31 protein-coding genes are annotated in these 26,328 nt (G+C 62.6%); 14 read left to right on the top strand and 17 right to left on the bottom strand.

The window, feature by feature from the left end; all coding sequences use genetic code 11:
* Positions 1–13: 13 nt before the first annotated feature.
* From DMX11_RS09820 to ureG, 6 genes are read left to right on the top strand one after another with little or no spacing between them, the layout of a single operon-like run.
* A complete protein-coding gene (locus DMX11_RS09820; protein ID WP_110744348.1) occupies positions 14–331 on the top strand; it encodes an urease subunit beta in 318 nt (105 codons plus the stop codon).
* Entirely contained in the window at positions 328–2,031 is a 1,704-nt protein-coding gene (gene ureC, locus DMX11_RS09815; protein WP_110744347.1) for an urease subunit alpha, read from the top strand. The genes DMX11_RS09820 and ureC overlap by 4 nt, the downstream gene beginning before the upstream one ends.
* A 10-nt stretch (positions 2,032–2,041) precedes the next feature.
* Positions 2,042–2,545 carry an urease accessory protein UreE gene (ureE, locus tag DMX11_RS09810; RefSeq protein ID WP_110744346.1) on the top strand — a complete coding sequence of 168 codons (504 nt, stop codon included), beginning with the start codon at positions 2,042–2,044 and terminating at the stop codon, positions 2,543–2,545.
* Between the two features lie 18 nt (positions 2,546–2,563).
* Positions 2,564–3,109, top strand: a complete 546-nt coding sequence (locus tag DMX11_RS09805) for a HupE/UreJ family protein (protein ID WP_110744345.1) — start codon at positions 2,564–2,566, stop codon at positions 3,107–3,109.
* Entirely contained in the window at positions 3,109–3,783 is a 675-nt protein-coding gene (locus DMX11_RS09800; RefSeq protein ID WP_110744344.1) for an urease accessory protein UreF, read from the top strand. Before DMX11_RS09805 ends, DMX11_RS09800 begins: the two co-directional genes overlap by 1 nt.
* Before the next feature lie 11 nt (positions 3,784–3,794).
* On the top strand, positions 3,795–4,418 hold the full coding sequence (gene ureG / locus DMX11_RS09795; protein ID WP_003253923.1) for an urease accessory protein UreG: 624 nt from the start codon (positions 3,795–3,797) through the stop codon (positions 4,416–4,418).
* Positions 4,419–4,514: 96 nt separating this feature from the next.
* Here the strand turns inward: ureG and DMX11_RS09790 are convergent, their stop codons facing one another.
* The 11 genes from DMX11_RS09790 to mcpP all read right to left on the bottom strand — a co-directional run bounded on the left by DMX11_RS09790 (position 4,515) and on the right by mcpP (position 16,237).
* Positions 4,515–5,243 (bottom strand): thioredoxin family protein, encoded by a 729-nt coding sequence (locus tag DMX11_RS09790; protein ID WP_110744343.1) that lies wholly within the window; start codon positions 5,241–5,243, stop codon positions 4,515–4,517.
* A gap of 95 nt (positions 5,244–5,338) precedes the next feature.
* Positions 5,339–7,540: an LTA synthase family protein gene (locus tag DMX11_RS09785; RefSeq protein WP_110744342.1), complete on the bottom strand. Its 2,202-nt coding sequence runs from the start codon at positions 7,538–7,540 to the stop codon at positions 5,339–5,341.
* A 136-nt stretch (positions 7,541–7,676) separates the two neighbouring features.
* A complete protein-coding gene (locus DMX11_RS09780) occupies positions 7,677–8,957 on the bottom strand; it encodes a transporter (protein WP_110744341.1) in 1,281 nt (426 codons plus the stop codon).
* A 46-nt stretch (positions 8,958–9,003) separates the two neighbouring features.
* Positions 9,004–9,756, bottom strand: a complete 753-nt coding sequence (locus DMX11_RS09775; RefSeq protein ID WP_110744340.1) for a hypothetical protein — start codon at positions 9,754–9,756, stop codon at positions 9,004–9,006.
* Between the two features lie 45 nt (positions 9,757–9,801).
* Positions 9,802–10,482 (bottom strand): C39 family peptidase, encoded by a 681-nt coding sequence (locus tag DMX11_RS09770; RefSeq protein ID WP_110744339.1) that lies wholly within the window; start codon positions 10,480–10,482, stop codon positions 9,802–9,804.
* A 62-nt stretch (positions 10,483–10,544) separates the two neighbouring features.
* Positions 10,545–11,996, bottom strand: a complete 1,452-nt coding sequence (locus DMX11_RS09765) for a heme utilization protein (protein ID WP_110744338.1) — start codon at positions 11,994–11,996, stop codon at positions 10,545–10,547.
* Positions 11,997–12,046: 50 nt separating this feature from the next.
* On the bottom strand, positions 12,047–12,625 hold the full coding sequence (locus DMX11_RS09760) for an adhesin (protein ID WP_110744337.1): 579 nt from the start codon (positions 12,623–12,625) through the stop codon (positions 12,047–12,049).
* Between the two features lies 1 nt (position 12,626).
* Positions 12,627–13,067 carry a hypothetical protein gene (locus tag DMX11_RS09755; protein ID WP_110744336.1) on the bottom strand — a complete coding sequence of 147 codons (441 nt, stop codon included), beginning with the start codon at positions 13,065–13,067 and terminating at the stop codon, positions 12,627–12,629.
* A 306-nt stretch (positions 13,068–13,373) separates the two neighbouring features.
* A complete protein-coding gene (locus DMX11_RS09750; protein WP_110744335.1) occupies positions 13,374–13,934 on the bottom strand; it encodes an AAA family ATPase in 561 nt (186 codons plus the stop codon).
* On the bottom strand, positions 13,931–14,497 hold the full coding sequence (gene pnuC, locus DMX11_RS09745) for a nicotinamide riboside transporter PnuC (RefSeq protein WP_110744334.1): 567 nt from the start codon (positions 14,495–14,497) through the stop codon (positions 13,931–13,933). The genes DMX11_RS09750 and pnuC overlap by 4 nt, the downstream gene beginning before the upstream one ends.
* Positions 14,498–14,602: 105 nt before the next feature.
* The gene (gene mcpP / locus DMX11_RS09740) at positions 14,603–16,237 is read right to left on the bottom strand and encodes a methyl-accepting chemotaxis protein McpP (RefSeq protein ID WP_110744333.1); all 1,635 of its coding nucleotides are present in this window, start codon (positions 16,235–16,237) and stop codon (positions 14,603–14,605) included.
* A gap of 300 nt (positions 16,238–16,537) precedes the next feature.
* Between mcpP and DMX11_RS09735 the strand changes: the two genes are divergently transcribed.
* Together DMX11_RS09735 and DMX11_RS09730 are read left to right on the top strand one after the other, a co-directional pair.
* Positions 16,538–17,368, top strand: coding sequence for an undecaprenyl-diphosphate phosphatase (locus tag DMX11_RS09735; RefSeq protein WP_110744451.1), 831 nt, complete (start codon positions 16,538–16,540; stop codon positions 17,366–17,368).
* On the top strand, positions 17,361–17,774 hold the full coding sequence (locus DMX11_RS09730) for a DUF1294 domain-containing protein (RefSeq protein WP_110744332.1): 414 nt from the start codon (positions 17,361–17,363) through the stop codon (positions 17,772–17,774). The genes DMX11_RS09735 and DMX11_RS09730 overlap by 8 nt, the downstream gene beginning before the upstream one ends.
* A 43-nt stretch (positions 17,775–17,817) precedes the next feature.
* On the opposite strand, the gene DMX11_RS09725 is transcribed toward DMX11_RS09730, so the two are convergent.
* Both DMX11_RS09725 and DMX11_RS09720 read right to left on the bottom strand, forming a co-directional pair.
* Positions 17,818–18,177, bottom strand: a complete 360-nt coding sequence (locus DMX11_RS09725; protein WP_110744331.1) for an MmcQ/YjbR family DNA-binding protein — start codon at positions 18,175–18,177, stop codon at positions 17,818–17,820.
* Positions 18,170–19,072, bottom strand: a complete 903-nt coding sequence (locus DMX11_RS09720; protein ID WP_110744330.1) for a LysR substrate-binding domain-containing protein — start codon at positions 19,070–19,072, stop codon at positions 18,170–18,172. Before DMX11_RS09720 ends, DMX11_RS09725 begins: the two co-directional genes overlap by 8 nt.
* 133 nt (positions 19,073–19,205) lie before the next feature.
* On the opposite strand from DMX11_RS09720, the gene DMX11_RS09715 reads away from it, so the two are divergent.
* The 5 genes from DMX11_RS09715 (at position 19,206) to DMX11_RS09695 (ending at position 22,107) form a co-directional block, all read left to right on the top strand.
* Entirely contained in the window at positions 19,206–19,817 is a 612-nt protein-coding gene (locus DMX11_RS09715) for an FMN-dependent NADH-azoreductase (RefSeq protein ID WP_110744329.1), read from the top strand.
* 145 nt (positions 19,818–19,962) lie between these two features.
* Entirely contained in the window at positions 19,963–20,847 is an 885-nt protein-coding gene (locus tag DMX11_RS09710) for an EamA family transporter (protein WP_110744328.1), read from the top strand.
* 160 nt (positions 20,848–21,007) lie between these two features.
* Entirely contained in the window at positions 21,008–21,328 is a 321-nt protein-coding gene (locus tag DMX11_RS09705) for a YbjQ family protein (protein WP_027916804.1), read from the top strand.
* 138 nt (positions 21,329–21,466) lie between these two features.
* Positions 21,467–21,655, top strand: a complete 189-nt coding sequence (locus tag DMX11_RS09700; RefSeq protein ID WP_033698317.1) for a hypothetical protein — start codon at positions 21,467–21,469, stop codon at positions 21,653–21,655.
* Positions 21,656–21,801: 146 nt separating this feature from the next.
* Positions 21,802–22,107: a hypothetical protein gene (locus DMX11_RS09695; RefSeq protein WP_110744327.1), complete on the top strand. Its 306-nt coding sequence runs from the start codon at positions 21,802–21,804 to the stop codon at positions 22,105–22,107.
* Positions 22,108–22,153: 46 nt separating this feature from the next.
* Here the strand turns inward: DMX11_RS09695 and DMX11_RS09690 are convergent, their stop codons facing one another.
* The gene (locus tag DMX11_RS09690) at positions 22,154–22,486 is read right to left on the bottom strand and encodes a hypothetical protein (RefSeq protein ID WP_003253895.1); all 333 of its coding nucleotides are present in this window, start codon (positions 22,484–22,486) and stop codon (positions 22,154–22,156) included.
* Positions 22,487–22,786: 300 nt separating this feature from the next.
* The gene (gene ampC, locus DMX11_RS09685; protein WP_110744326.1) at positions 22,787–23,929 is read right to left on the bottom strand and encodes a class C beta-lactamase; all 1,143 of its coding nucleotides are present in this window, start codon (positions 23,927–23,929) and stop codon (positions 22,787–22,789) included.
* Between the two features lie 120 nt (positions 23,930–24,049).
* On the opposite strand from ampC, the gene DMX11_RS09680 reads away from it, so the two are divergent.
* Positions 24,050–25,042: a bile acid:sodium symporter family protein gene (locus DMX11_RS09680; RefSeq protein ID WP_110744325.1), complete on the top strand. Its 993-nt coding sequence runs from the start codon at positions 24,050–24,052 to the stop codon at positions 25,040–25,042.
* Positions 25,043–25,099: 57 nt separating this feature from the next.
* On the opposite strand, the gene DMX11_RS09675 is transcribed toward DMX11_RS09680, so the two are convergent.
* Positions 25,100–25,693, bottom strand: coding sequence for a DUF4157 domain-containing protein (locus DMX11_RS09675; protein ID WP_110744324.1), 594 nt, complete (start codon positions 25,691–25,693; stop codon positions 25,100–25,102).
* On the bottom strand, positions 25,680–26,243 hold the full coding sequence (locus DMX11_RS09670) for a TetR/AcrR family transcriptional regulator (RefSeq protein WP_110744323.1): 564 nt from the start codon (positions 26,241–26,243) through the stop codon (positions 25,680–25,682). Before DMX11_RS09670 ends, DMX11_RS09675 begins: the two co-directional genes overlap by 14 nt.
* Between the last annotated feature and the right edge of the window lie 85 nt (positions 26,244–26,328).

Genomic DNA, 26,328 nt, shown 5'->3' with positions numbered 1-26,328 from the left:
CAAGGAGCGCCGCATGATCCCAGGTGAAATCCAGGTCGCCGCTGGCGACATCGAACTGAACAGCGGCCGCGCAACGGTCAGCGTCAGCGTGGCCAACCACGGCGACCGACCGGTGCAGGTTGGCTCGCACTACCACTTTTACGAAGTCAACGAGGCGTTGGTGTTCGACCGTGCGCCGACCTTGGGCTTTCGCCTGGACATCCCGGCCGGCACCGCGGTGCGCTTTGAACCTGGCCAGGCACGTACCGTGCAACTGGTGGCCTACGCCGGCAAGCGTGAGGTCTATGGCTTCCAGGGCAAGGTAATGGGCGCGCTGGAGGGCAGGGCATGAGCCGTATTTCCCGGCAGGCCTATGCCGACATGTTCGGCCCCACCGTGGGTGACCGTGTGCGCCTGGCCGATACCGCGTTATGGGTGGAAGTCGAAAAAGACTTCACGATTTATGGCGAAGAGGTGAAGTTTGGCGGTGGCAAGGTCATCCGCGATGGCATGGGGCAGGGCCAGATGCTGGCTGCCGAAGCCATGGACCTGGTGCTGACCAATGCCTTGATCATCGACCACTGGGGTATCGTCAAGGCTGATATCGGCATCAAGCACGGGCGCATCGCCGTGATCGGCAAGGCCGGCAACCCCGATGTGCAGCCGGGCGTCAACGTGCCGGTCGGGCCAGGTACCGAAGTGATCGCGGCTGAAGGCAAGATCGTCACCGCCGGCGGGGTCGACTCGCATATCCACTTCATCTGCCCGCAACAGGTGGATGAGGCACTGAACAGTGGCGTTACCACCTTCATCGGCGGCGGCACCGGCCCGGCGACTGGCACCAATGCCACCACGTGCACGCCTGGCCCTTGGTACCTGGCGCGCATGCTGCAGGCCGCCGACAGCCTGCCGATCAACATCGGCCTGCTGGGCAAGGGTAATGCCTCGCGCCCTGAAGCGTTGCGCGAGCAGATTGCCGCGGGCGCGGTAGGGCTCAAGCTGCATGAGGACTGGGGCTCGACACCTGCGGCCATCGACTGCTGCCTGGGCGTGGCCGAAGAAATGGACATCCAGGTGGCGATCCACACCGACACCCTCAACGAGTCCGGCTGTATCGAAGACACCCTGGCGGCGATCGGCGACCGCACCATCCACACCTTCCATACCGAAGGTGCCGGTGGTGGCCATGCGCCCGACATCATTCGCGCGGCGGGGCAGGCCAACGTGCTGCCGTCCTCGACCAACCCGACCCTGCCGTACACCGTCAACACCGTGGACGAGCACCTGGACATGCTCATGGTCTGCCACCACCTGGACCCTAGCATCGCCGAAGACGTGGCCTTCGCCGAGTCGCGTATCCGCCGTGAAACCATCGCCGCCGAAGACATCCTTCACGACATGGGCGCTTTTGCCATGACCTCGTCCGACTCGCAAGCCATGGGCCGGGTTGGCGAAGTGGTGCTGCGCACCTGGCAGGTGGCGCACCAGATGAAGCTGCGTCGTGGCCCATTGGCACCTGATACCAGCTACAGCGACAACTTCCGGGTCAAGCGCTACATCGCCAAATACACCATCAACCCGGCGCTCACCCATGGTATCGGCCACGAGGTGGGTTCGGTTGAACCCGGCAAGCTGGCCGACCTGGTGCTGTGGGCGCCAGCGTTCTTTGCCGTCAAGCCGGCCCTGGTGATCAAGGGCGGGATGATCGTTACCGCGCCCATGGGCGACATCAACGGCTCCATCCCCACGCCACAACCGGTGCATTACCGGCCGATGTTCGGCGCATTGGGCGCGGCGCGGCATGCCACGCGCATGACCTTCCTGCCGCAGGCAGCCATGGCCCGTGGCCTGGCCGAGGCGTTGAACCTGCGCAGCCTGATTGGTGTGGTTGACGGTTGTCGCCGGGTACGCAAGCCGGACATGGTCCACAACACCTTGCAGCCGCTGATCGAGGTCGATGCGCAGACCTACCAGGTGCGTGCCGATGGCGAGCTGCTGGTTTGCGAGCCGGCCAGCGAACTGCCGCTGGCCCAGCGCTATTTCCTGTTCTGAAGGAGCACCGATGATTGTCTTGAATCGCCGTATCACCGACCCCGGCACGCTCGCCGAAACCGGCACTGTCACCCTCGACGTGGACAGCCGTATCAAGAGCCGTCTGCGGCTGACGCTGGACGATGGCCGCGAGGCCGGGCTGATGCTGGAGCGCGGCCACCTGTTGCGCGGTGGTGAATTGCTGGCCGATGCCGAAGGCAACCAGCTGATCCGTGTGCTGGCAGCGCCGGAGGCAGTATCCACAGTGCGTTGTGCTGATCCGCACCTGCTGGCCCGTGCCGCCTACCATCTGGGTAACCGGCATGTGCCGTTGCAGATCGAGCCTGGCCTGCTGCGTTTCCAGCACGACCATGTACTGGACGACATGCTGCGTGGCTTGGGCCTGACCGTGGAGGCTGAACAGGCCCCGTTCGAGCCTGAAGCCGGCGCCTACCAGAGTGCCCCGCACGGCCATAGCCACAATCATGCCCATGGCCACGATCACCCGTTCGTGCGCCTGCCTGCCCATTCCTGAACTGCCCTGGAGCAACCCATGAAAAAGACTTTCGCCCTGTTTCTGCTGATGCTGGCGCTGCCAGCCTTCGCCCACCCTGGCCATGACAGTAACCCGCTGCACGACGGGCTGCTGCATCCGCTGACGGGCCTCGACCACTTACTGATGCTGCTGGGTACCGGTGTGCTCGCTGCACTGACCCGACGTAACCTGACGCTGCCCTTGGCCACGCTGGCAGCCATGTTTGGTGGTGCGGTGTGTGGTCACCTGTTCGGCGACGTGCTGGGCATGGAAACCTTGATCGCCGTGTCGCTGTTGGTCGCTGCCGGGGCGGTACTGCTGCCAAGCCGGCAACTGCTGCTGGCCATGGCCATGCCAGTGTTTGCCCTGTTCCATGGTTGGGCCCATGGTGTAGAAGCCACGCCAAGCGCGTTCTGGCAGTTCAGCCTCGGCTTTGTCACGGTCAGCGGCCTGCTGCTGGCGGCCGGCTTTGCGGTCGGTTGCCTGCTGCGCCGCCACAGTGGCTTGCAGAAAGCCTTCGGCGGTGGCCTGCTGGCCGGCGCTGCACTGGTGCTGGCCGGTTGATGAGCAGCGACCTGGCGTTGCTGCGCCTGCTGCAGCTGGCCAGCCCAGGCTTGCCGGTGGGCGGCTTTACCTATTCACAAGGCCTGGAGTGGGCGGTCGAGGCGGGCTGGGTAAGGGGCGTTGACGGCTTCGCTGCCTGGCAGCGTGAGCAGCTCAATGACACCCTGGCCTGCCTCGACTGGCCAGTGCTGGCGCGCCTGTACCAAGCTTGCCAGGCCGAGGATGCCGAAGCTTTTGGCCACTGGAGCCGCTTTCTGCTGGCCAACCGCGAAACCGCCGAGCTGCGCCTGGAAGAACAGCAGCGTGGCGCAGCCCTGGCGCGGCTGCTCGACGGCTGGCAATTGGGCCAGGCGCCAGCCTGGCGGGCCAGTCTGGAACTGACCCAGTTGGGCGGCATGGCCTGGCTGGCCGCACATTGGGGCATCCCGCTGCGCCAGTTGGCGTTGGGGCATGGTTTCGCTTGGCTGGAAGGTGCGGTCATGGCCGGGGTCAAGCTGGTGCCGTTCGGTCAGCAGGCGGCCCAGACCGTGCTGCGTGACCTCGGCGCCGACCTGCCTGGGGCCCTCGACGCGGCCCTTGCTCTTGGCGATGGCCAGCTTGGCGGCGGCCTGCCGTTGCTGGCCATCGCCTCATCGCGTCACGAAACCCAATACACCCGTTTGTTCCGTTCCTGAGGACTGCCTGCATGCAAAGCTATCAACAACCCCTGCGTGTCGGTGTCGGCGGCCCGGTCGGCTCTGGCAAGACCGCACTGCTGGAAGCGCTGTGCAAGGCCATGCGCGATCACTACCAGATCGCCGTGGTCACCAACGACATCTACACCAAGGAAGACCAGCGCATCCTCACCGAGGCCGGCGCCCTGGAGCCGGAACGGATCGTTGGCGTCGAAACCGGCGGCTGCCCGCACACGGCGATTCGCGAAGATGCTTCGATGAACCTGGCGGCGGTCGAAGCACTGGCGCGCAAGTTCGGCAACCTCGAAGTCATTTTCGTGGAAAGCGGTGGAGACAACCTCAGCGCCACCTTCAGCCCGGAGCTGGCCGACCTGACCATCTACGTGATCGATGTGGCCGAGGGCGAGAAAATTCCGCGCAAGGGTGGCCCGGGCATTACCAAATCGGATTTCCTGGTGATCAACAAAACTGACCTGGCGCCCTATGTGGGGGCTTCGCTGGAAGTGATGGAACGCGACACCCAGCGCATGCGCCCCCAGCGGCCTTGGACCTTCAGTAACCTGAAGAAGGGCGAGGGGCTGCAAGCGGTGATCGACTTCATCGTCGAGCGCGGCATGCTGGGTGTGCGGGCCTGACAGAACGAGGTCTCTTTGGGAGCGGCTATAGCCGCGAACACCGACGCTCCCGGTGTTCGCGGGTAAACCCGTTCCTGCAGGTGTGTGTTGCCTGCATCAGCTGTGACAGCAGTGAGGCTTGTCCGGCTGCCCTGCATAGCGGTCATGGTGGCGTACCCAGTCCATGGTGCCGCTTTCATTACGCCCCAGTGGCGCAATGTCGAGGAAGTTGTAGGTATTGACCAGAATGTCCAGCCCGCGGGCATAGGTCGAGTAGGTGTGGTACACGCTGCCGTCCGTGTCGCGGTAGAACGCACTCAAACCGGGCAGCTCGCTTTCACTGCCGTCATAAGGCTCATAGTTGTACTGGCGCTCGCCTGCACTGCCAACACTCACGCCAAAGTCCTCGTTGAAGCCGCTGCCATGCGACGAATACCAAGGGAACTGCCAGCCCATGCGCTGGCGGAATGCCTGGAATTCGGCATAGGGCGCGCGTGACACGGCCACCAGCGACACGTCGTGGTGGGTCAGGTGCAGGTTGGCGCCGTCGAAGTGGTCGGCCAGGAACGAGCAGCCGGGGCAACCCTCGCTCCAGCCTTCGGCGAACATGAAGTGGTAAAGCAGCAATTGGCTGCGGCCTGCGAACAACTCGCCCAGGCTCAACTCGCCGCCTGGCCCGTGGAAGCGATAGTCCTGCTCAACTTTGACCCAAGGCAGCGCGCGACGCGCTGCGGACAGCGCGTCGCGGTGGTGGGTGAAGGCTTTTTCGTGCAGCCACAGTTGCCGGCGGGCCGCCAGCCACTGGCTGCGGGAAACCACCGGGTGCCTGCTTTCGCTGGTGCTCATGGTGCTTCTCTCCACGCTGGGGGATTCACACACTAGTCGAGCACGTGCTCGATGAATCGACAGGCACCGGTGGCCGGGCGATGAGCGGTAGCCCCTCAGCCCGAATGGGCGATATGCCCCTCGGTCCGTTCATCGGCCGCGTCATCCTCGCCGGGCAATGCAGTGATCACGCTGAAGTCGCTGATTTCCACCTTGCCGCCGCCATAGCCCAGCAAGTGGAAGGAGAACGCCTTGCGCTCGGTCGGGTTGTCGAAGCCGAACTCCATCTCCAGCGGCTGGTCGGCGGTGACTTTGACTTCTTCCGGCAGGCCCAGTGGCACATCCTGCTCCAGCTGCTTGGCCTTGAGCTGGATGTAGGCTGCACGCTTGGGGTCCAGTGAGCGTACCTTGACCCGCACGCGAGTATGCGAGCCCTCGGGCATTTCCAGGTACTGGGCGCCAATCAGGTTGTCGGCCCAGTCATCCTGAATGCGCTTGCGCAACTTGATCGGCGCAGGGCCGCCGAACTGGTAACGCAGGTTGAGCGGGGTTTGCATCAGGGACTGATCCAGTACCCCGGCCAAGGCGCCAACCTGCTGACCGAGCAAGCTGTCGCCGGGCCCCAGGTAGCGGGCCTGGTCGGCGATGAAGCCTTCGCTGGCGTAACGCCTGCAGCGCTGCTGGAAGTCGCACTCGGTGAACACGCCCTGGCCATTGTGGTAGCGCAGCATGCCGTTGGTGTAGGCGATCATCTCACGGCCAGTGTCATAGTCGCGGTACAGCGAGCGACCGCCCAGCGCGATGGGGATGGGCAGTGAGAAGTAGTCGAGCAGCGATGTCGCCAGGTCGACATGGCCGTATGTGCCACGCTTGATGTGCGGCAACTGGGCCTGCTCCGGTGCCAGGGTAAGGTTGAAGCCCCACGACGAAGCCAGGCGCACACCATCGATGCCGTGGGACTCGTCGGAAGTCAGCACAACCAGGGTGTCCTTGAGCACGCCCTGACGTTCCAGGCCGTCGAGAAATGCCCCGACGGCGTCATCTAGGTAGGCCACCGCCGCCTGTTTCGGGGTGTCGTAGCGTTCAAGGTATTCGGCCGGGGCCGAATACGGCTGGTGAGTGCCCACGGTAAGCAAAGTCAGCATCCAAGGCTTGTCCTGCTTCTGCAACTGGCCGACGTAGCCCAAGGCACCTTCGAAGAACGCGCGGTCATCCTTGCCCCAGGGAAAATCCAGGTAATTCTTGTTGCGGAACCACTCCAGCCCGTGCACCGAGTCGAAGCCGATGTGCGGCATGATGCGGTCCTTGGCCATGAAGCGCAGGCCTGCGCCCTGTAGGTAGTGGGTGGTAAAGCCGGCCTGGCGCAGTTGCGCCGGCAGGCAGGCCTGGTTGCGTTCGTTCTGGGTCAGCAGTTCCACGCCCTTGGGCGTGCCGTTGGCCAGTTTGTCGTAGTCACCGCACAACATCGCGTACAGGCCGCGGATGGTTTGATGAGTGTGTAATACGTAGTCAGGGGTGTTCATGCCGCGCTCGGCCCACTTGCTGAGCTTGGGCATGAGGTCTTCGTCGAAACGGCTGTGCAGCGCCTGGCGGTTGGGCCGCAGGTAGGCGCCGGGGATGCCTTCCATGGTGATGACCAGCAGGTTGCGCGCGCTGCCCGGGCCGGCAAGCAGGCGTTGGCCATGCAGGTCGGATTGGGTCAGGCCGGCGCTGGGCAGCGGGGTGAAGGGCTGTGTCTGGCCCATCCAGCCTTCGACCTGGCGTTGCAGGTCGCCGACACCGGCAGACATCAGCTGGTGAGTGAGGTTGTATTGCCGCCACTGGTCGGCGTCCGAAGGCAGCACGTGTTGGCTGCCCCAATGGGCGGCGAACAGCAGTACCGGTATGGCCCAGGCCTTGCGCGGCAGAGGTTGGCTGAGCCTTGCGCGGCTGCGCCAGGCGCTGGCCAGCCAGGCCAGCAGGCCGCCGCCCATGACCCAGGGCAGCCAGGCATGGGCCAGACCGCCGCCGGTCGAATTTTCCATGAACTGCGGGTCGAGCAAGTAGGTCAGGTCGGCGCTGGTGGGCAGGCGGCCCACCGCGCTTACAAGTTCGGCAGAGGCGACCCAAAGAGCCGCCCAGGCCAGCAGTATGGGGAGGGCCAGCCACCATGGCCGGCGGTGCAGCAGCAACAGCAGCAGGCTGCCGAGTGCGAGGTCGGACAGGTAACCGAGCGGATTGGACCAACCCAGCATGGCGCGCGTACCCAGTGGGATCACCAGCACCAGGCCTGCCAGGGCGGCAAGCCGGATACGTGGGTGGTCGGACAGGTTCTTCACAAAAACATCCCTTTTGCCATCAAATCGTCATACATCTGTGCATGATGATAACAGGCCAGGGCAGGTAACGCGGTCGGCTACAAGGCTGGTAACCATTTGCCGGGCCCGCCTGGCGGGGCCCGGCCAGGAGTAACTGTCAGAAGTAGTAGGGGAATTTCAGGCTGAAGGAAAAGTCCGGGGCATCATCGGTCAGACCAATGGACAGGTTGGGCACGATGGTCAGGTTGTCGGTGGCGGCGAAGGTCAAGCCGATGTTGAAGTTGGCGGCGTTATAGTCACTGTTGGAGATCGACTGCCAGTCGCCGCCGTCCGGTTTGATCTTGCTCTTGCGGGCGAACTGGTCCGACACCGAGAACGACATGCTCATCTTCTCGTTGAGGGCAAAGGCGATACCGCCGCCGATCTGCCAGGAGTCGCCGAGCTTGACGTCACCCGGGACCTTGCTGTTGACCTGCGGGCTGATGTCGCTGAACGAGTCCTCCATGTTGTAGGTGTAGGACAGGCTGCCGAACAGCACGGCCGGGTCGAAGGTTTTCACCAGCGATATGCCTGGGGTGATCGACCACACGCCGTTGCCGGTCGGGAGGCTTTCCGGTACCGACAGGTTGCTGTTGCCATCGACCTCGCGCAGCTTGATGCCGTACGGGTCCTTGCCTGTCGGCGCCTTGATGCGCAGGGTTGCGACCGCGTCGGGCCAGGTTTCGTCCTCGTCGAGGAACTTGTAGGCCACGCCGACGTTGACATCGCCAATCTCGGGGTCGCGGGTCACCGACGCGTCAGACGTGCTGGCCCCGGCGCCACCTGCGCCACCCGACGAGTAAGTCGACTCGCGGTACACCACGGGCACGTTGATATCGAACTGCCAGCGCTGCGCCAGGTTGTAGCGCGCGGTCATGTCCAGGGTCCAGTTATCGGCCTTGATGCGGTCGAGGTTGATGCTGCCGAGAAAGATCGAGTCCAGGGCCAAAAAGCCGTTAAGGGTCAGCGCACGGGTATCGTAATGGGTATAGGTGACGCCGGTTTCGAAGCTGAACTTGCCCCCGCCAAAGAATCCGCTGGCTTCGTCATACAGGTTGGAAACACTTTGCGCCGGCTCGGAATCGGCCGTCAGCGCCTGGCCGTAGGAGCTTCCTGTGGTGCCCGGTGCGCCAGAGGCAACGGTCTGTGCACCTTTCACGCCCTCGGCGGGAGACTTGACCAAGCGTCTGGGTTGCGCGGCCGCTGGGGCCTCCTCGACCTGGCGCACACGTTGCTCCAGCACCATCAGCGCCTGTTGCTGCGCCTCATAGCGGCGTTTGAGTTCAATCAGTTCCTGTTTCAGCGCTTCGACTTGTGGGTCGGCGGCTGCGTAAAGTGCGGTGGCGGGGGCCAAGGTAGTCAAGCACACAAAAGCTCTGAGCGTAAAAGATCGGTACATGGAGTTGCCGTCCCTTCCAACTACTTTTGATGAGACTGAGCGTAGATCAGTATCCGAAGGTGCGAAGACCTTTGAGCTGGTCGAGGCTACCGTTGAGCGAAGCCGCTGTCGGCACGCTCTCGCGCATGACAACGTTCAGGGTGGTGACGTTGTTGACCAGGTTGCCGTTGCCAAGCAGGGTCGAGTTCTGCAGCAGGCCACCTTGGGCCAGGCGTTGCACGCTGCTGCCCTGGTTGTTGCTGGCATTGATGTTGACCTGCACGCCCACACCACTGGAGGACACACTCAGCGCGCCGGCGCCATTTTCCCCGACCAGGGTCTGCCCGGCGGCCAGTACCTGGCCTTGCTGTTGGACGGCGGGGGCCTGGTTCGCTTTGGTCACGTTGATATCGACGTTGTTGTAAGCGGCGTTGTTGTCACCGGCGGCACGGACCACTTGGGTCACACCTTCGGTGGTGGTCAGGCCTTTGCCGCCCGTTACCACGCCAGTCCCGGCAGTAGAAGCGCTGCTCGGCGCCGTACCTGCGCCTTTTTTATCAATCATCGATACATAGAACTGGGGTTTGATGGTCGATTGCTGAACTTGCAGCGTTGACGTTGCCCCGATCACATCCCCTTTTGTATTTTGCCAGGTGCTGGACATGACGATGCCGAAGCTCACGATCCGTCCGGGCATCACATAGCGGCCCCGCAGGTTCGCCAGCTCCTGGTCCTTCAGTTCGATGGGTTTCAACACCTCTGCGTGACTGGGCAAGCTGGCTGCCAGGCAGGCGATGGCCAACCACAATGAAGTCTTCATGAAATGCTCCCTGGAGCCTCATGCTCCTTGTCATTAGAACAGTCGTTAGAAGAAGTCGCTTTTGATGAAGCCGAAGTCCAGCAGCTCTGCGTCCTGCACAGGGGTGAAGTTGTTCACCCGGCCCTTGGCGGTCAGTGGCAGGGGCGGGTCGAGCAGGATGTTGTTCTTGTCGTAACCCTGGCCGATCACGGCGAAGATGATGCCGTTCCAGCCCTTGAGAAAATCGTCGACCTTGTAGCGCCGGTGGCCCAGCACGGGATCACCCACATATACCCAGCCCCTGTCGACTTTTTGCATGACCACAAAGTGTTTGTAGCCACGCACGTCCATCAGCACCACGACCGGAATGCGCACGCTGTGCAAGGTGTCGGGTGCTACCCGGTAGCCGCGGGCACGCATGCCCAGGCTTTCGACGTAGCGTTTCATGTCGAGCATCGAGAAGCCCTGGGTACGCACCAGGTCCTGGTCGGCGTGGGCCAGCATGCCTTCGATGATCTGGTGTTCGTCGACGTCCAGCCAGTAGGCCTGGCGCAGGATGGTCGCCAGCGCGGCGGCGCCGCAGCTGAAGTCGGTCTTCTGTTGCACCAGGTCGGCGAACTTGCGTTCGCGTAGGCTCTGGATAGGCTTGAACACGACAGCGCCGCCCGGCAGCACGGACAGCGGCATTTGTGCAGCTTCGTTCACGCTGGCCAGGCACAGCAAAAACGCCAGGGCAATAATGCGCATGATCGGATGCCTTCTTGTTCTGTGGAAGAAAGGCCCCCCGAAGGGGGCCTCAAGCGCAGCGATCAGAACGAGGTGTTGGAGATGGCCAGCGAGTTGCTTTGCTGGTTGCCCACACCCGCAGCCACGTTCACGCCCAGGTTGCCGCTGCCACCGTTCACCGAACCGCTAAGGGTTGCAGTGTTGGTAACAGGGTTGGCCCAGCCGGTCGGGGTCAGCACTTGGAAGGACACGGTATTGCTCAAGTCGTAAGCACTGCTTTCGCTGTAGCTCTTCGAGACGTCGTTGGACGACTGATGCGATTTCTCGCCAGACTTGGCGTATTCGGACGCCGAAGCGTTCTCGTACGAGGACTCGTGGGACTTCGTGTACGAAGAATCGCGAGACTTGTCATACGACGATTCGCGCGACTTGTCGTAGTTGGAGTCGAAGGCCTTCTCGAACGACGAGTCGTATGCACTTTCGCGCGACTTGTCGACCGAGACATCCAGCGAAGCGTTCAGCGAGCCATCGAAGCTGCTGCTACGGGTGCGTTCGCGACGACCGTCGTCCGTGGTGACAGTGCGGGTGGCATCAGCTGCAGCGGCCAGGCTGGCGTTGAGGCTGGCACTGCTCGACGAGCTGGCGCTGCCACTGGCCGAGCCGCTGGCGCTCCAGCCATTGGAGCCGCTGGCAGTCATGCTGCTGGAGCCACTGGCATTGCTGGATTTCGACCCGGCCGAGTTCCAGCCACTGGAGCCGCTGTTGCTGGCGCTTTGCGAACCGGCCACGCTAAAGCTGGACGACGAGTTGCGATCATCGGTCGAGTTGAAGGTGCCGTCACGCGAGCTCGAGCCGCTGGCCGACTTGGTGATGGTAATCGTATCCACCCGGTAGGTGCGGTCGGCGCTGTTGTTCACGGTCAGGCCAGGGCCGTCCTGGTTTGCCGAGGCGGTGGCGGTCGCATTACCCAGCGGGGCACCGGTGTTGGCGATAGCCATGGTGTTTTTCTGCTGGTTGAGGTCGCCACCGGCAATGTTGATGCCGATGTTGCCCTCAGCCCCGCTGGCCGAGCCACTCATCAAAGCAGAAGACTGCGTCGAGTAGTTGTCTACGCGGTTGTCGCTGCTGGTCTGCTGTACGTCGGCAGTAGCGCTGGCCATACCGAACACGAAGCTGTTGTCCAGGCTCGATTCGGAGCCGGCGTTGGCGATGGCAGCCGCATTGTCCTGCTGGTTGCCGTTACCGGCCGCCACGTTGATGCCGACGTTGCCGCTGGAGCCAGTGCCCGAGTCGCTCATCTCGGCTTCGTTGATGGTGCCTTGGTTGCTGATGCGGTTATCGGTACTGGACTGGGTATCCCAGGCGTTGGCCGTTGCATACACAGGGATCTTGGTGGGTGGAGGCGTGTGCTGACCATTGTTATGGTGGCCGTGATGGTGGTCATTGCGCCGATCGTTTTGCCCAGCTTGTACAGCAACAGCCATGACCGCAGCAATTGCGAAAACCAGAGGCTTGATTGCCATCGAGGGTTTCATGGTGATTCTCCGTACGCTATTAGGTTAAGTGTCGTTCTTGACTGAAAGGGTCAATCCGCGACCCGGATGCTCAAGGTGTTGGCCATGCGGTTTCCCACCCCGGCACTCTGGTTCAACTGGATCACCCCACGGCTACCGGTGAAGGCCTGGTCACTGGTGGTGACCTGGCGATAGCCGGCTGGAATGTCAGTTGCTCCGGAGTTGTTGATCAGCGCCACGTTCTGTTGCATGAGTACGCTGTCGTCGATGCTTTGCGGTTGCGCGCCAACGCTGATGCTGAGGGCGTTGGCTTGCTGGGTATTGGCGCCGGCGCTCTGGTTCACGCCCAGGGCACCACTGCCGTTGCTGAAGGCGTTGCCCCGAATGGTCGCGTGGGCGTCCATTGCAGGGTCAGCCGGGGTATTCAGGCGTTGGCGGATCTGCGTGCTGGCGCTGGCTTCGGGGCCGACAGCGATGGCACGCGCATTGACCTGCTGCTGTTTGTCGCCAGCGGCCTGGTTGACAGAGAGGTTGCCCTGATAGCGGCTGCCGGAACTGTCGATATCGGCGTTGTTGATGACGGGAACGAGGGACTGCGCGAAGGCCGGTGCAGTGCACAGGGTGGCCAGGATCAGCAGCGTGAGCTTCATCTCACTTGCCCCCGCCCGTCAGGATCTGCAGCGGCGCCAGGCCGCGCTGCACACTTGAGTTGACCATGTTGGCGATACCGTTACCCGAGCCACCCGTGCCACGGCCACCTGACAGGTTGGGTAGCTGGTTCTGGTTGCCGAGGTTTCCACCGAGGTTGTTGGTCTGCTGGGTGATCAGGTTGCTGATGCCGGCGCCACTGCTGATGCTGGCGAAGTCGCCGTCACTGAGCTCGTTGGTTTGCTTGAGCACATAGGCAGATGGGTTGGCATTGACGGTGGTAGGGTTGGGGTCAGGTATCAGCGGCGGAATCGTCGCGTTTCGCACCTGGACATCGCGGGTGATGATGATGATCCCCTTGTCGGCCTGCGCCGTCAGGCTCAGCGACCCCAGTACACACCCAATCAGCAAGACGTGATAAAGGCGATTGTCTGTTTTCCTCACGACGGCAATTCCTTCTTTGAGCGCTGGCCCTGTTCAGCGATGCGAACAAGAGAGCAGAAGGTGTGCCGCTTTCGGGAATTGTTTTCAGATCAACTGGTTAGCGCCAGAGGCTGACAAATCGCGGCGCATTTTGTTTCAGCCGTGAAACAGATAGCGGCAGGCGTCGCCGGCGAAACCAGCAGTGGCCTTGACTGGAAAGGTTTTTGCAGGGGTGTTTCATCAGCTTGACACTGCCCCCGGATCGGGGGGAGGGCCCGCATTTTCGGGGGCTTTGCCCCAGCGGAGTGTGTCAGCGGCTTAACACGCTTAGCGACAGGGTGGCGCAGTGCTATCAATGAGCTTAGCCACTGTTTGCAGGGCCAGCAACTGGCGCTGAGGCCAATTGCCATCAATGATTTTGTAGGCTTTGTCATTCTGTTCGAGCCAGCGCAGGCTGTCATCGAAAAAGCGCTGACGGTCGCCCGGCTCGGGTTGGCAGCGCTGCCCATCGGCGACCCACTCCACCCCTTGCGGGCTAAGCAACAGGTGCAAGTCATAGCGCCGTGCCAGCAATGCCTGCTCCATCCAGGCTGGGCAGTCGTCGAACAGCGCTTTGCTCCACAGCATATTGCTAAGCAGATGGGTGTCCAGAATCAGCAACGGCGGGGCCTGCTCCCGGGCGTGGTCTTCCCACGCCAGCTGGCCGCGGGCGATGGCTGGGATATCGGCAAAACAGGTGTCGCGGCCCTCCTGCTCGATGAAATGGCGCACGTACTCGGCCACCACCACGCCACCGAAATGCGCCTGGATCACGCCACTGAGCCAGCTTTTGCCGCTGGATTCCGGGCCGCACAGCACCAGTACTTTCATCGCCTGTTGCATGCTCATGCCTGCACCAGCGCCGGGTCACGGCGCCATTCCAGCCAGCCGCGCACCGCGATCAGGGTGAGCACGGCAAAGAAGCCGGCAGTGAAGTACAACTGCTGGTGCAGGTACTGGCCCACGTAGATGACGTCGACTGCCACCCACAGCGGCCAGCATTGCAGGCGTTTTTGCGCCATCCACAATTGCGCCACCAGGCTGAAGCCGGTCAGGCTGGCATCGAGCCAAGGCAGGGCGGCATCGGTCCAGTTGGCCATGGCCGTACCCAGCGTGACGCTCAGCAAAAGCCCCGCAGCAAGGCCACGGTAGAGCGCCGGGCGTTGCAGGCGGGTGACCTGACGGGCGTCTTGTGCGTGGCCTGGGCGCTTCCATTGCCACCAGCCGTACAGTTGCAGGATGGCGTAGGCCAGTTGCAGCAACATGCCCGAGTACAGTTTGACTTCGTAGAACAGCCAGCCGTAGATCAGCACCATGACCAGGCCGATTGGCCAGCACCAGGCGTTCTGCTTGACCGTGAGCCAGACAGCGGTGACGCCGAGGACGGCGGCGATGAGTTCAAGGCCGGACATCGGCGATCCTTGGCGGCTGCGGGGGAGGGGCGCGATTGTAGCTGTTCGTTGTGTGAAGGTGTAGCGCGCCAGCGATTCTCAATGCATGCAGAGAACGTGCTGGAGCTACACGCGGAACTGGCGCAGCAACTGCTCCAATGCCTCGCTCAACTGCCCCAGCGCTACACCGGCATCGCTGGATTGGCGCGCCGCATCGGCGGTCTGCTGGGATAGCCCGGCGGTGTCCAGCACATTACGGTTGATCTCCTCGACCACATGCGATTGTTGCAAGGTAGCGCTGGCGATGGAGGCATTCAGGGCGGTGAGATTGTTCAACGCCTGGTTGATGGCGTCCAGGCTGGCGCCGGCCTCGCGGGCTTGCTCCACGGTCTGGCGCGACGCCTCGCTGCTGGTATCAATCGCCAGGACAGCGGCATCCGACTGGCTCTGCAGGTGCTCGATCATGGTATGGATCTCGGCCGTGGAGTGCGCTGTGCGCTGGGCCAGCAGGCGCACCTCATCGGCAACCACGGCAAAGCCACGGCCTTGCTCGCCGGCCCGAGCGGCTTCGATGGCCGCATTCAATGCCAGCAGGTTGGTCTGTTCGGCAATCGAGCGAATCACGTCCAGTACCCCGCCGATGCGGGTACTGTGCCCGGCCAGGTCGCGGATTACCTGCACCGCCTGGTCGATGGTCAACGAAAGGCGGTCGATCTGCGCCAGGCTGCCGTGGATGGCTTGCTGGCCGTGCGTAACTTGCTGCTGTGCGGTGCGCATTTCACCGGCAGCCTGTTCGGCCGTCTTGGCCACGTCCTGCACCGCATAGGTCACTTCATTCACTGCCGTGGCCACCTGGTCCATCTGCAGTGATTGCCGGGCGCTGTGCTGTTGGGCGGCACCGGCGTTGTCGCCGACATGCCCGGCAGACTGCGCCAACGCGTGTGCGGCCGCCTGCAACTGGCCAACTACGCCTTGAAGCTTGCCGTTGAAGCGGTTGAAGTGTTCGCCCAGTTGGCTGATTTCGTCATGGCCATGGGTGTCCAGGCGCCGGGTCAGGTCGCTTTCGCCACTGGCGATGTTGCCCATGGCTTGCACCGCCTCCTGCAAGGGCCGGGCGATGCTGCGAGCAATCAGCATGACCACCAGCGCCATCAGCAGGGCAATGCCCACGCCCACCAGCGAGACATCACGCAGCTGGCGGGCGAATTCTGCCTGCACATCATCGACGTATACGCCCGAACCGATGATCCAGCCCCACGGTTTGAACAGCTGTATATAGGAGGTCTTCGCCACCGGTTCGCTGGCGCCGGGCTTGGGCCAGCGATAATTGACCGGGCCGGCGTCCTGCTGGCGGGCCAGGGCGACCATTTCGTTGAAAACGGCAAAGCCGTCGGGGTCGCGGATGGCCGACAGGTCCTGGCCGTCAAGTTTGGGGTTGGCCGGATGCATGATCATCCTCGGCCCCAGGTCGTTGATCCAGAAGTAGTCGTCGTGGTCGTAGCGCAGCGCGCGCACTACCTGCAGCGCCTGCTGCTGGGCGGCTTCGCGGCTGAGCGTGCCGGCCGCCTCCAGGCCCTGGTAGTAGGCCAGCACACCCGCAGCGGTCTGTACCACGTGGCGCGTCTTTTCCGCCTTGGCCTGGTACAGGTCACCGTGGATCTGGCGCAGCATCAGCAGCCCCAACACCACCAGCATGGCTACCGCCACCACAAGGATCAGCCACAGGCGACGGCTGATCGACATTGATCTCAGAGTCTTCATCCAGGAGCTCCCGCATTGTTCTTGTTATTCAGATGCATCCAAGCATGCTTTGCACCCAGGGCCCACCAGACTAATGGCTAAGTGCTATCTTCGTGGCAGTCTGCAACAGGGTCGAACAAGCCGATTGCAAAGGCGCTCTGTTAGCATTTCGGCCGCGCTGGATGAAACCTTTAGCGGGCGTGAACTTTTCCACTGGCATTGGTCCCAACAGTCGCTGTAAAACAGCCGGGCCGCGTGCGGCAATCACAAGCAAATCAAGAACAAGGGGCCTGCGACGCGCAGCGCTCCATCGGGGGAATGATGGATTTTTGGACTGCCTTCCAGGCAATCATCTTGGGCGTGGTGGAAGGGTTGACGGAGTTTCTGCCGATATCCAGTACCGGCCACCAGATCATTGTCGCTGACCTGATCGGTTTTGGCGGCGAACGGGCCATGGCTTTCAATATCATCATTCAGCTGGCGGCGATCCTGGCGGTGGTATGGGAGTTCCGCAGCAAGATTCTCGAAGTGGTTTTCGGCCTGACCAGCCAGCCCTCAGCGCGGCGTTTCACCGGCAACCTGCTGTTGGCGTTCATGCCGGCCGTGGTGCTGGGTGTGCTGTTCGCCGACCTGATTCATGAGTACCTGTTCAACCCGATCACCGTCGCCGCTGCGTTGGTAGTTGGCGGTGTGATCATGCTCTGGGCCGAGCGCCGCGACCATCGCGTGCAGGTTGACCACGTGGACGAGATGCGCTGGAGCCATGCACTGAAGATCGGTTTCATCCAGTGCCTGGCGATGATCCCGGGCACTTCGCGTTCCGGTTCGACCATCATCGGCGGCCTGCTGTTTGGCCTGTCGCGCAAGGCGGCGACCGAGTTCTCGTTCTTTCTGGCGATGCCGACCATGGTCGGTGCAGCGGTCTATTCAGGCTACAAGTACCGTGACCTGTTCCAGCCTGCTGACCTGCCAGTGTTCGCGATTGGTTTCGTGACCTCGTTCATCTTCGCCATGATCGCGGTGCGGGCGCTGCTCAAGTTCATTGCCAACCACAGCTATGCGGCGTTTGCCTGGTATCGCATCGTGTTCGGCCTGTTGATCCTGGCGACCTGGCAGTTTGGTTGGGTTGACTGGTCGACCGCACATGGCTGAGGCGCTGCGGGGGCAAAGGGTTGCTGGGGTGCAGAATGTGCGCCTGAAGCTGCTGGTGTTGGCTGTGTTGTGCCTGTTACCGGGCCTGGGGGCGGCGCGCATGGCCTGGAATGACCAGGCCTGGTGGCCGCTGGCCCTGTACCCGGCCATGAGCCTGATCAGCCTGTTGCTATATTGGCAGGACAAGCAGCAGGCGCGTACCCAGGCCTGGCGGACACCCGAGAAAGTGCTGCATGCCAGTGAACTGCTGGGCGGATGGCCAGGGGCGTTGCTGGCACAGCAACTGTTCCGGCACAAGACGCGCAAGGTTTCGTACCAGCTGGTGTTCTGGGTGATCGTGCTGGTGCATCAGGTGTTCTGGGCGGACTGGCTGTTTTTTGATGGGCGCTATCTGCCTGTTGGTTGAGGCGTGGCTGCCCCGGCGCCTTCGTAGGCTTGTCCAGGTGGCGTCATATCAACAACCCCACCTGCGCGCGCTTGGGCAGCCGCCGCACCACCAGCTGGTGTGAGCGCTGTAGCAAATCGCACAGCTCATCACGGCCCATGGGGTAGGGCAGCGCCATGCTGATCCACCGCGCCCGCGCCAGATATGGCGCCGGCCGCACCCCTGGGCGGTCGCAATAGCCGAGAAACAGTTCATCGGCCACCTTGAACGACAACCCCGCACCCGCCAGGTCGAGCACCGCGAACATCTTGTTGCCGGCTACCGAGAACACCCGGATGCCGCCCCATTTGTAGTCTTCTCGCGCCCCCGGCAGGCCCAGGCAAAACGCCGCCACCTGAGCCTCGCTCATCTTCCTTTCAGACATACCGTTCTCCACACGCTTCAAACGAGGCCGCCAGGTGATCGATCCACGCCCGCACTGCCGGGAGCAAGCCACGGCGGTGCGGGTACACCGCTTGCAAATAGCCACCCGGCAGTGACCAGTCTGGCAGCAGGCGCACCAGCTCGCCGCGCTCCAGCTCTTCCTCACAGAACATGCTGGGCAGCGCAGTGAACCCAAGGCCGGCCCGTACAGCTGCATTACGTACTACGAAATCATCAATCGCCAAACGGGGTTCCAGTGCGATTTCCTGGTGCTTACCATTGGGGCCGAACAGGCGGAAGTGTACCAATCGGTCGGCTTCGGCAGCGCCGAGGACCGGTACCGATGCCAACTCGCTCGGCGCGCGAATGTGGTCGGCAAAGCCGGGAGCAGCAACGAGCTGCATTTGCGCCTGACGCAGGCGGCGGGTAACCAGGGCAGGGTCTTCATCGCCTAGGTCACGCACACGCAATGCCACGTCGATACCCTCGGAAATCAAGTCGACCCGGCGGTTGAGCAGCACCATGTCCAGTTGCACATGCGGGTAACGTTCGAGGAAGCGGCTGATAACATCCGGCAGGAAGGCGTGCGCCAACGCCACCGGGCAGGACACCCGCAAACGGCCGCGGGGTTCGCTACTCATGCTGGCCACTGTCTCATCGGCGGCTTCAGCCTCCAGCAGCATGGCCTGGCAGTGATGCAGATAGCGTTCGCCGACCGCGGTAAGCTTCAGCTGCCGTGTGGTGCGCTGCAGCAGGCGGGCACCCAGGCGCTCTTCCAGTTCGGCGATACGCCGCGACAGGCGCGATTTGGGGATGCCCAACTGGCGCCCGGCGGCGGCAAAACCGCCGGCTTCGACGACGCGGGCAAAATAGAAAAGGTCGTTGAGGTCTTGCACGAGAATGTCTCACTGTTCTATCTGTGGGACAAACTAACGCATTTTTACTGCCTTATCAGTTATTAATCATCCCGGTAGGATTCTCTGCAACGTGATCGCCCACAGATGCGGTCTTCAATCACAGGAGAGTCCTATGAAACTGTTGCACATCGATTCGAGCATCCTGGGCGACAATTCCGCCTCCCGCCAGCTGAGCCGAGAAGTGGTTGAAGCTTGGAAAGCCGCCGACTCAAGCGTCGAGGTGGTGTACCGTGACCTGGCCGCCGACGCCATCGCCCACTTCTCTGCCGCCACCCTGGTAGCTGCAGGTACGCCAGAAGACATGCGTGACGCCGCTCTGGCCTTCGAAGCCAAACTGAGCGCCGAGACCTTGGAAGAGTTCCTGGCGGCTGATGCCGTGGTGATTGGTGCGCCAATGTACAACTTCACCGTGCCGACCCAACTCAAGGCCTGGATCGACCGCGTGGCCGTCGCCGGCAAGACCTTCCGCTACACCGAAGCCGGCCCGGAAGGCCTGTGCGGCAACAAGAAAGTGGTCCTGGTTTCCACCGCTGGTGGCCTGCACGCCGGCCAGCCGACAGGCGCCGGGCATGAAGACTTCCTGAAAGTGTTCCTGGGTTTCATTGGCGTAACCGAGCTGGAAATCGTCCGCGCCCATGGTCTGGCCTACGGCCCGGAGCAGCGCACCCAGGCGATTGTTGCTGCCCAGGCGCAGATTGCCAACGAGCTGTTTGCGGCGGCCTAAAGCTGGCGATGCGCGTAAGCGGCGGGGTAGGGCGGCACAGTCACTGTTGCGCAACCCTTGGCCATAACTGTGCTGGTCCCCAAGAAAGGAATAGCCTTATGCTGTAACGAAATATGTCCAGAAACGCCTGAAGAAGGAAGTCGCAATGCCGCTCAAGGACCTGCTTATCGCCCTGGTGGTGATTATCGCCTGGGGAGTCAACTTTGTAGTCATCAAGGTTGGCCTCGATGGGTTGCCGCCGATGCTGCTGGGGGCATTGCGTTTCTTGTTGGTGGCGTTTCCGGCCATCCTGCTGGTCAAGCGGCCCAAGCTGCCCTGGCGCTGGCTGATCGCCTACGGTGCGACCATCTCGCTGGGGCAGTTCGCGTTCCTGTTTCAAGCCATGTACAGCGGCATGCCGCCGGGGTTGGCCTCGCTGATCCTGCAGTCGCAGGCCTTCTTCACCCTTGGTTTTGCCGCGTTGTTCCTTGGTGAGCGGTTGCGCCTGGCCAGCGTGCTTGGGCTGTTGGTGGCGGCCAGTGGCTTGGCGCTGATCGGCAGTGAAGACGGTAGCCATGTGCCGATGCTGGCGCTGTTGCTGACCCTGTGTGGGGGCGCCATGTGGGGGCTGGGCAACATCATTACCCGGCGCTTCGGCTCGGTCGACCTGGTGGCGCTGGTGATCTGGGGCGGGCTGATTCCGCCACTGCCGTTTCTGCTGTTGTCCTGGTGGCTGGAAGGGCCCGAGCGGATTGGCCACGCGCTGGCCAACATCAGCTGGAGTTCCGTGCTGGCCCTGGCGTACCTGGCCTTCGTCGCGACCATGCTGGGCTACAGCCTGTGGAGCAAGCTGCTGTCGCGCCACCCGGCGGGCAAGGTGGCGCCATTCTCGCTGCTGGTGCCGGTGATTGGCTTGAGCTCGTCGGCTTTGCTACTGGGCGAACGCCTGACAGCGACCCAGGGCTGGGGGGCCTTGCTGGTGATGGCCGGGTTGCTGGTGAACGTGTTCGGGGCGCGCATTGGCCAGCGGTTGCGGGCGGCCAGCGCCTGAGTTGGAGCCTATGCAATGACCGTGACAGCGGGCACAACCTGTGCCCGCCAGTGCGGTGTTGGCTTCCCGGGCATGCACTGTCCCCCGTCTGTGGCTTGACTGCCGCGGTCATGTGCTCTGTTAGAATCAGCCTTTTTTGCCAGGTAAACGGAGCGTACCCATGATCATTTCCACCACCAGCCAGCTCGAAGGCCGCCCTATTGCCGAATACCTGGGTGTGGTCAGCTCCGAATCGGTGCAGGGCATCAACTTCGTGCGCGATTTCTTCACACGGTTTCGCGATGTTTTCGGCGGCCGTTCGCAAACCCTGGAAAGCGCATTGCGCGAAGCCCGCGAGCAGGCAACCGAAGAACTCAAGGCGCGGGCACGGCAGTTGCAAGCCGATGCGGTAGTGGGTGTGGATTTCGAGATAAGCATGCCGTCGGTACAGGGCGGCATGGTCGTGGTTTTTGCTACCGGTACGGCAGTACGCTTGAAATAGAGCCATCTGCCACTGGTCGGCTGCGGGATCATCGTCCAGGCAGTCCGCAAATGACCAGCTAGTCTCACTTTCACAGGCCGCGTTCACTGGGCAACTTTTCTGGTTGTCGGCGCGACCGCCACTGGAGGGAGACAGGGCATGAGCGAATCCTTTTTCGAAGACCTGAACGACGCGTTCCCGATCAACAGTCAGGTGCGTTGCGGCCAGTCGGCATTCCGCCTGGGTTTCGCCCACATGACGCTGGATGATTCCGAACAGCTCCAGCCTGCACACCTGCAGCGCAGTAAAAAAGGCCGCTTCATGCCGCGGGTACCGCTGAAGAAGTAATCCCGCCCCAACCTGACCCCGCCCGATGGCGGGGTTTTTATTGCCATTCGTTGATCCGCCTCATGGTAATGCCGGGTAGCGCTCGCCGGATGGTCACGGCTGTGCTTTTCTGATGCGGCATTCCAGCGACGGAGGATTGAACGCTCATGCGAGTCAGGGAAGAGACCTATTGGCAGTGGGCTGATGCCCAGCTGCACAGCCGCAGCCACGATGAAGCCCTCAGCGATGGCACCACACTCGATGTGCAGGTGCGCTTGTCGCGCCTGGGGGCAACGCAGTTGTTCCTGGGGTTGTATGCCGGGGATGGGCGGGCGTTGCTGGAAGAGTATTACCCTGCTCGGCCTGGCGAGACCATGACCCGTGCCCTGGTCTGGGGTGTCGACCGCGCCCGGGCGATGGCAACGGGCGCATTGCCCCTGCCGGAAAGCCGCCCGCAGCGGCGCCAGGCATAAAAAAGCCCGGCCTATGCGGGCCGGGCTCTGTTAAGGGTGCGAACCCTCAATTCAACGGTTCGATCACCTTGACTGCCTGCTGCTCACGGGCAGCGGGCCATTCTTGTTGCAGGGTCTGCAGCACGCGGCCAACGAATTCGGTGTCGGCTGCGGCCTTCTTGCCGACGTAGCCCTGGCCACGGCGGTAGACCTTGAAGCGTGCACGCATGCTTGGCAGGTGCTCTTCGAATTCATCTTCGACGGTGTTCGGTGGCAGGCGGTCGAGGCGCACTTCACCGGTTTGGCTGACCCACAGCAGGTGGTCGTCAAGGCTGTCCTTGCGTACGGCGAACAGCTGGGCCAATTGGTCGATAGTCGGATTGTTGTTCAAGTTCATCATAAAGCCCCCATTACCCATTCGTAGGTGATTTTCACAGTTGGCGCCACCACGGTGTAGCGCACTACCAAGGCTGCTACAGCAGCATCGCAACAGGGGCTTTCTCACGCTGCCTTTTGGACAGTTTCCCTCTCCACGGACGGCCTGCGTTACCGCGCAGGCCGTCTGGAACACCCTTGCCACCGCTCCCGATCGGGGAGACAGCTTCATCATGCACAAGGGCGATGAATGGCGTCAACCATTTTGTAGTGAATATTTTGATGCACTACATCGTGTCGTTTTGTTCGACAATCAGGCTGAGCACTACAGGCCGGAGAGGATGTCGAAGGCCGCGCGCACCCGGGCTTCGTTGGGGTAGTTCCGATTGGCCAGCAGCACTACCGCCAGCTGTTCAGCGGGCACGAATGCGGCGTAGACGCCAAAGCCATTGGTTGATCCAGTCTTGTTGTACCAGGCTGCTGCCTGCGGCGGCAGGGCAGGTTGCAGGCGGGTGGTTGCCTGCGGCTCACGGATCAGGCGCGCGCTGTTGCCATCGACCAGCGTGTTCAGCGCGACCGGGTAGGGGTAGCGCTCCCAGCCCAGGCCTTGAGTCATGGCGCCGACCTGGAAATAGCCTTGCTGGGTGATGGCCGTGGCCTTCACCAGTGTTGGTGGCAGGCCGTGCGGTTGCATGTGCAGGCGCACGTAGCGCAGCAGGTCGCTGGCGCTGGTCTTGATGCCGTAGGCCTCGTCGGCATAAGGGCCTGGGCCGACACGCACAGGCTTGTCGGCGGCGTCGTAGCCCTGGGCATACAGCCCCTGGGCACTGGCCGGGACCTGCAGGTAGGTGTTTTCAAGGCCCATTTGCGCCAGCAACTGCTCAGCCATCAGCGTGGAAAACGGTTGGTGCTGAGCGCGGGCTGCCAAGTCACCGAACAGCCCCAGGCTGGGGTTGGAGTAGCAGCGCTGGGTGCCGGGTTTGGCGCGCGGTTGCCAGTGGCGGAAGAAATCGACCACTTGCTGCGGGGTCTGTACCTCATCCGGGAACTGCAGCGGCAGGCAGTCAGCGCTGTAGGCGCCCAGTTCCAGTACGGTCGCATCGCCGATTGGCGTGCCGGCCAGTGCCGGGTGATAGCGCTTGGCCGGGGCTGCAAGGTCCAGCTTGCCTTCGGCGCTGGCCAGTGCGGCCAGCGTGGCGGTGTACGTCTTGCTCAGCGAACCGATCTCGAACAGCGTGTCACGGCTTACCGGCACGTTGTCGGCCTTGCTGGCCACGCCATAGCTGAAGTAGTGCGCGTGATCGTGGGCATAGATGGCCACGGCCATGCCGGTGATGCCCTGTTTCTGCATCAGCGGGCGGATGATCTGGTCGACCTTGGCTTGCAATTGGTCGTCGGCGCGGGCGTTGACAGGGCCCAATGTGAGCGTGATGGCGGCTGCAACTGCAGCCAGGCGAGGGCGGAGCATGGGTGGGGTCCTTGTGTGGAACGTGTCCGTTGAGCGATACCCGAGGGGGTTCCGGCGTTAGCGCCGAAAAGCCGAAAACCTTATCGTCTGCGCCTGGACAATGACAAGACGGAAACTGTGATGAAGTATTTGCGCATGTTATTCGACAATTTCACCCTGGCCTTGCTCGCGGTGGTCTTGATTGCGACCGTGCTGCCTTGCTCGGGCGACGGCGCGGTGTATTTCGGCTGGTTGACCAACCTCGCCATCGGCCTGCTGTTCTTCCTGCATGGTGCCAAGCTGTCGCGTGAGGCAATCATTGCCGGCGCCGGTCACTGGCGCCTGCACCTGCTGGTGTTTTCTTGCACCTTCGTGCTGTTCCCGCTACTGGGCATGGCGTTCAAACCCTTGTTCGTGCCACTGGTGGGCAACGAGTTGTACCTCGGCGTGCTGTACTTGTGTGCCTTGCCGGCCACCGTGCAGTCGGCCATTGCCTTCACTTCACTGGCGCGCGGTAACGTGCCGGCAGCCATCTGCAGTGCGGCGGCGTCCAGCCTGCTGGGCATTTTCCTCACCCCTCTGCTGGTGATGATGTTGCTGGGGGCCAGTGGTGATACAGGCTCGGGCCTGGATGCAGTACTGAAGATCACCTTGCAACTGCTGGTACCGTTCGTGGCAGGGCAGATCGCACGTCGCTGGATCGGTGCCTGGGTCAAGCGCAATGCCCGCTGGCTCAAGGTGGTGGACCAGGGTTCGATCTTGCTCGTGGTGTATACCGCCTTCAGCGAGGCAGTGGTTACCGGGCTGTGGCACACGGTTTCGCCGCAGCACCTGGCCGGGTTGTTCGTGGTGTGCGGCATCCTGCTGGCGGTGGTGCTGTGGGGGACCCGCCTGCTGGGCAAAGCGCTGGGCTTCGACCTTGAGGACCGCATCACCATCCTGTTCGCCGGCTCCAAGAAGAGCCTGGCCACGGGCGTGCCAATGGCCCAGGTTCTGTTCGTGGGCAGTGGCATTGGTGCGATGATCCTGCCGTTGATGCTGTTCCACCAGATCCAGCTCATGGTCTGCGCGGTGCTGGCGCAGCGTTATGCCAGCCGCGAGCAGGTGAGCGAAGAGGCTTCGCCCGCCTCTTGATGGCCACCCGGCCTCTGGCGCGGCCGCTCCGACACAGGGGCCGCGCCATGGCCGGGATTACCTGGCCTGCCCCGAACCACGTTCGCGCAACACCTTGGCCACTTCGGCCTCGATTTTGTAAGCCGGCCCCTCCAGCTCGTCGTAATTGCGGGTATAGCGCCGGGCAAATTCCTCGACCCCCAGTTGTTGATACTGCTGGACATGCTTGAGCTCGTGCGCCCACAAGGCCACGTTGTCCTCGGCGTCGCTGGCGCGGCGGAAGATGATGGTGTCGATCAATGTCACCGCATTCACATCAGGGTTTTGCAGCAGTGCATTGGCGGCACTCATCTGCTGCTCGTCACCCACCCGAAAGCGTGCCGTATCGAGTACGGCAAAGTCATACCAGGGTTCCAGCTGCGCGCGGATATGCAACGGGATCGGCTGCACGCCGTTGGCCGTGGCTTCGTCGCGGGCCTGACGCAGGGCGTAGCTCAGGCTGGAAGAGGCCATGACCTCGACATCCTTGAGGATCTGCCCGGCCTGCCCAGGGTCGATCGGGGCGCAAAAACAGCCCATCAGACACACTTGATACTGCCCAGGCGGGCATGCTTGTTCGGCAAATGCCGGCAGTACCACCAGCAACCCCAGCAGAGCACTAATCCGCTTCATGCAGCGCCCGTTCGACAAACGCGCGGCTAGCGCCCAGCACCTGTGCTTGCGCGCTTTCGCTGGCCAGCATGCGCCCGACCAGCAATGCACCGACACACTGGCTGATCAGCACCCAGGCCAGTTGCTCATCCTCCAGGGTAGTGCTCCAGGCCTGGTGCAGTTGCAGCAACCAGTGCTCGGCCACTTCACGCACCGGTGCTTCGGCACGGGCAATTTCAACTCCCAGGGGTGGCAGCGGGCAGCCACCTTCGGCGTTGTGCAGGTGGGCCAGGCTCAGGTACTGCTGCAGGCAGCGGGCCAGGCGCTCGCGGCTGGCACCCTCGTTGGCGAGACGCGCCAGCGGGCTGTTGCACAGCTCCTGGCGTACTACCTCGGTGAACAGGTCGTCCTTGGAGGGGAAGTGGTTGTAGAAAGCACCGCCGGTCAGGCCGATCGCTTTCATCAGCCCTGCCACGCCGGTGCTGGCGAAGCCCCCGCGCTTGGCCAGCGCACCGCTGCTGGCCAGCAACCGCTCGCGGGTTTGCTGCTTGTGTTCGGTGGAGTAGCGCATTCACTGGCCTCTGGACGCGGGCTTGACGGTGACCGCGATCATAACATAGCGTTCGTTAACTAAACGATCGTTCATCAATGGAGTC

Source organism: Pseudomonas sp. LB-090624 (genome assembly GCF_003205205.1).
GTDB lineage: Bacteria > Pseudomonadota > Gammaproteobacteria > Pseudomonadales > Pseudomonadaceae > Aquipseudomonas.
The sequence above is the reverse complement of the archived record's forward strand: the minus strand, read 5'-3'. Positions and strand labels throughout refer to the sequence as shown.

Excerpts from the sequence above, each read along its gene's own strand:
- DMX11_RS09820 (WP_110744348.1), top strand. The coding sequence starts at position 14 with ATGATCCCAGGTGAAATCCAGGTCGCCGCTGGCGACATCGAACTGAAC.
- ureC (WP_110744347.1), top strand. The coding sequence starts at position 328 with ATGAGCCGTATTTCCCGGCAGGCCTATGCCGACATGTTCGGCCCCACC.
- ureE (WP_110744346.1), top strand. The coding sequence starts at position 2,042 with ATGATTGTCTTGAATCGCCGTATCACCGACCCCGGCACGCTCGCCGAA.
- DMX11_RS09805 (WP_110744345.1), top strand. The coding sequence starts at position 2,564 with ATGAAAAAGACTTTCGCCCTGTTTCTGCTGATGCTGGCGCTGCCAGCC.
- DMX11_RS09800 (WP_110744344.1), top strand. The coding sequence starts at position 3,109 with ATGAGCAGCGACCTGGCGTTGCTGCGCCTGCTGCAGCTGGCCAGCCCA.
- ureG (WP_003253923.1), top strand. The coding sequence starts at position 3,795 with ATGCAAAGCTATCAACAACCCCTGCGTGTCGGTGTCGGCGGCCCGGTC.
- DMX11_RS09790 (WP_110744343.1), bottom strand. The coding sequence starts at position 5,243 with ATGAGCACCAGCGAAAGCAGGCACCCGGTGGTTTCCCGCAGCCAGTGG.
- DMX11_RS09780 (WP_110744341.1), bottom strand. The coding sequence starts at position 8,957 with ATGTACCGATCTTTTACGCTCAGAGCTTTTGTGTGCTTGACTACCTTG.
- DMX11_RS09775 (WP_110744340.1), bottom strand. The coding sequence starts at position 9,756 with ATGAAGACTTCATTGTGGTTGGCCATCGCCTGCCTGGCAGCCAGCTTG.
- DMX11_RS09770 (WP_110744339.1), bottom strand. The coding sequence starts at position 10,482 with ATGCGCATTATTGCCCTGGCGTTTTTGCTGTGCCTGGCCAGCGTGAAC.
- DMX11_RS09765 (WP_110744338.1), bottom strand. The coding sequence starts at position 11,996 with ATGAAACCCTCGATGGCAATCAAGCCTCTGGTTTTCGCAATTGCTGCG.
- DMX11_RS09760 (WP_110744337.1), bottom strand. The coding sequence starts at position 12,625 with ATGAAGCTCACGCTGCTGATCCTGGCCACCCTGTGCACTGCACCGGCC.
- DMX11_RS09750 (WP_110744335.1), bottom strand. The coding sequence starts at position 13,934 with ATGAGCATGCAACAGGCGATGAAAGTACTGGTGCTGTGCGGCCCGGAA.
- pnuC (WP_110744334.1), bottom strand. The coding sequence starts at position 14,497 with ATGTCCGGCCTTGAACTCATCGCCGCCGTCCTCGGCGTCACCGCTGTC.
- mcpP (WP_110744333.1), bottom strand. The coding sequence starts at position 16,237 with ATGAAGACTCTGAGATCAATGTCGATCAGCCGTCGCCTGTGGCTGATC.
- DMX11_RS09735 (WP_110744451.1), top strand. The coding sequence starts at position 16,538 with ATGGATTTTTGGACTGCCTTCCAGGCAATCATCTTGGGCGTGGTGGAA.
- DMX11_RS09730 (WP_110744332.1), top strand. The coding sequence starts at position 17,361 with ATGGCTGAGGCGCTGCGGGGGCAAAGGGTTGCTGGGGTGCAGAATGTG.
- DMX11_RS09725 (WP_110744331.1), bottom strand. The coding sequence starts at position 18,177 with ATGTCTGAAAGGAAGATGAGCGAGGCTCAGGTGGCGGCGTTTTGCCTG.
- DMX11_RS09715 (WP_110744329.1), top strand. The coding sequence starts at position 19,206 with ATGAAACTGTTGCACATCGATTCGAGCATCCTGGGCGACAATTCCGCC.
- DMX11_RS09710 (WP_110744328.1), top strand. The coding sequence starts at position 19,963 with ATGCCGCTCAAGGACCTGCTTATCGCCCTGGTGGTGATTATCGCCTGG.
- DMX11_RS09705 (WP_027916804.1), top strand. The coding sequence starts at position 21,008 with ATGATCATTTCCACCACCAGCCAGCTCGAAGGCCGCCCTATTGCCGAA.
- DMX11_RS09700 (WP_033698317.1), top strand. The coding sequence starts at position 21,467 with ATGAGCGAATCCTTTTTCGAAGACCTGAACGACGCGTTCCCGATCAAC.
- DMX11_RS09695 (WP_110744327.1), top strand. The coding sequence starts at position 21,802 with ATGCGAGTCAGGGAAGAGACCTATTGGCAGTGGGCTGATGCCCAGCTG.
- DMX11_RS09690 (WP_003253895.1), bottom strand. The coding sequence starts at position 22,486 with ATGATGAACTTGAACAACAATCCGACTATCGACCAATTGGCCCAGCTG.
- ampC (WP_110744326.1), bottom strand. The coding sequence starts at position 23,929 with ATGCTCCGCCCTCGCCTGGCTGCAGTTGCAGCCGCCATCACGCTCACA.
- DMX11_RS09680 (WP_110744325.1), top strand. The coding sequence starts at position 24,050 with ATGAAGTATTTGCGCATGTTATTCGACAATTTCACCCTGGCCTTGCTC.
- DMX11_RS09675 (WP_110744324.1), bottom strand. The coding sequence starts at position 25,693 with ATGAAGCGGATTAGTGCTCTGCTGGGGTTGCTGGTGGTACTGCCGGCA.
- DMX11_RS09670 (WP_110744323.1), bottom strand. The coding sequence starts at position 26,243 with ATGCGCTACTCCACCGAACACAAGCAGCAAACCCGCGAGCGGTTGCTG.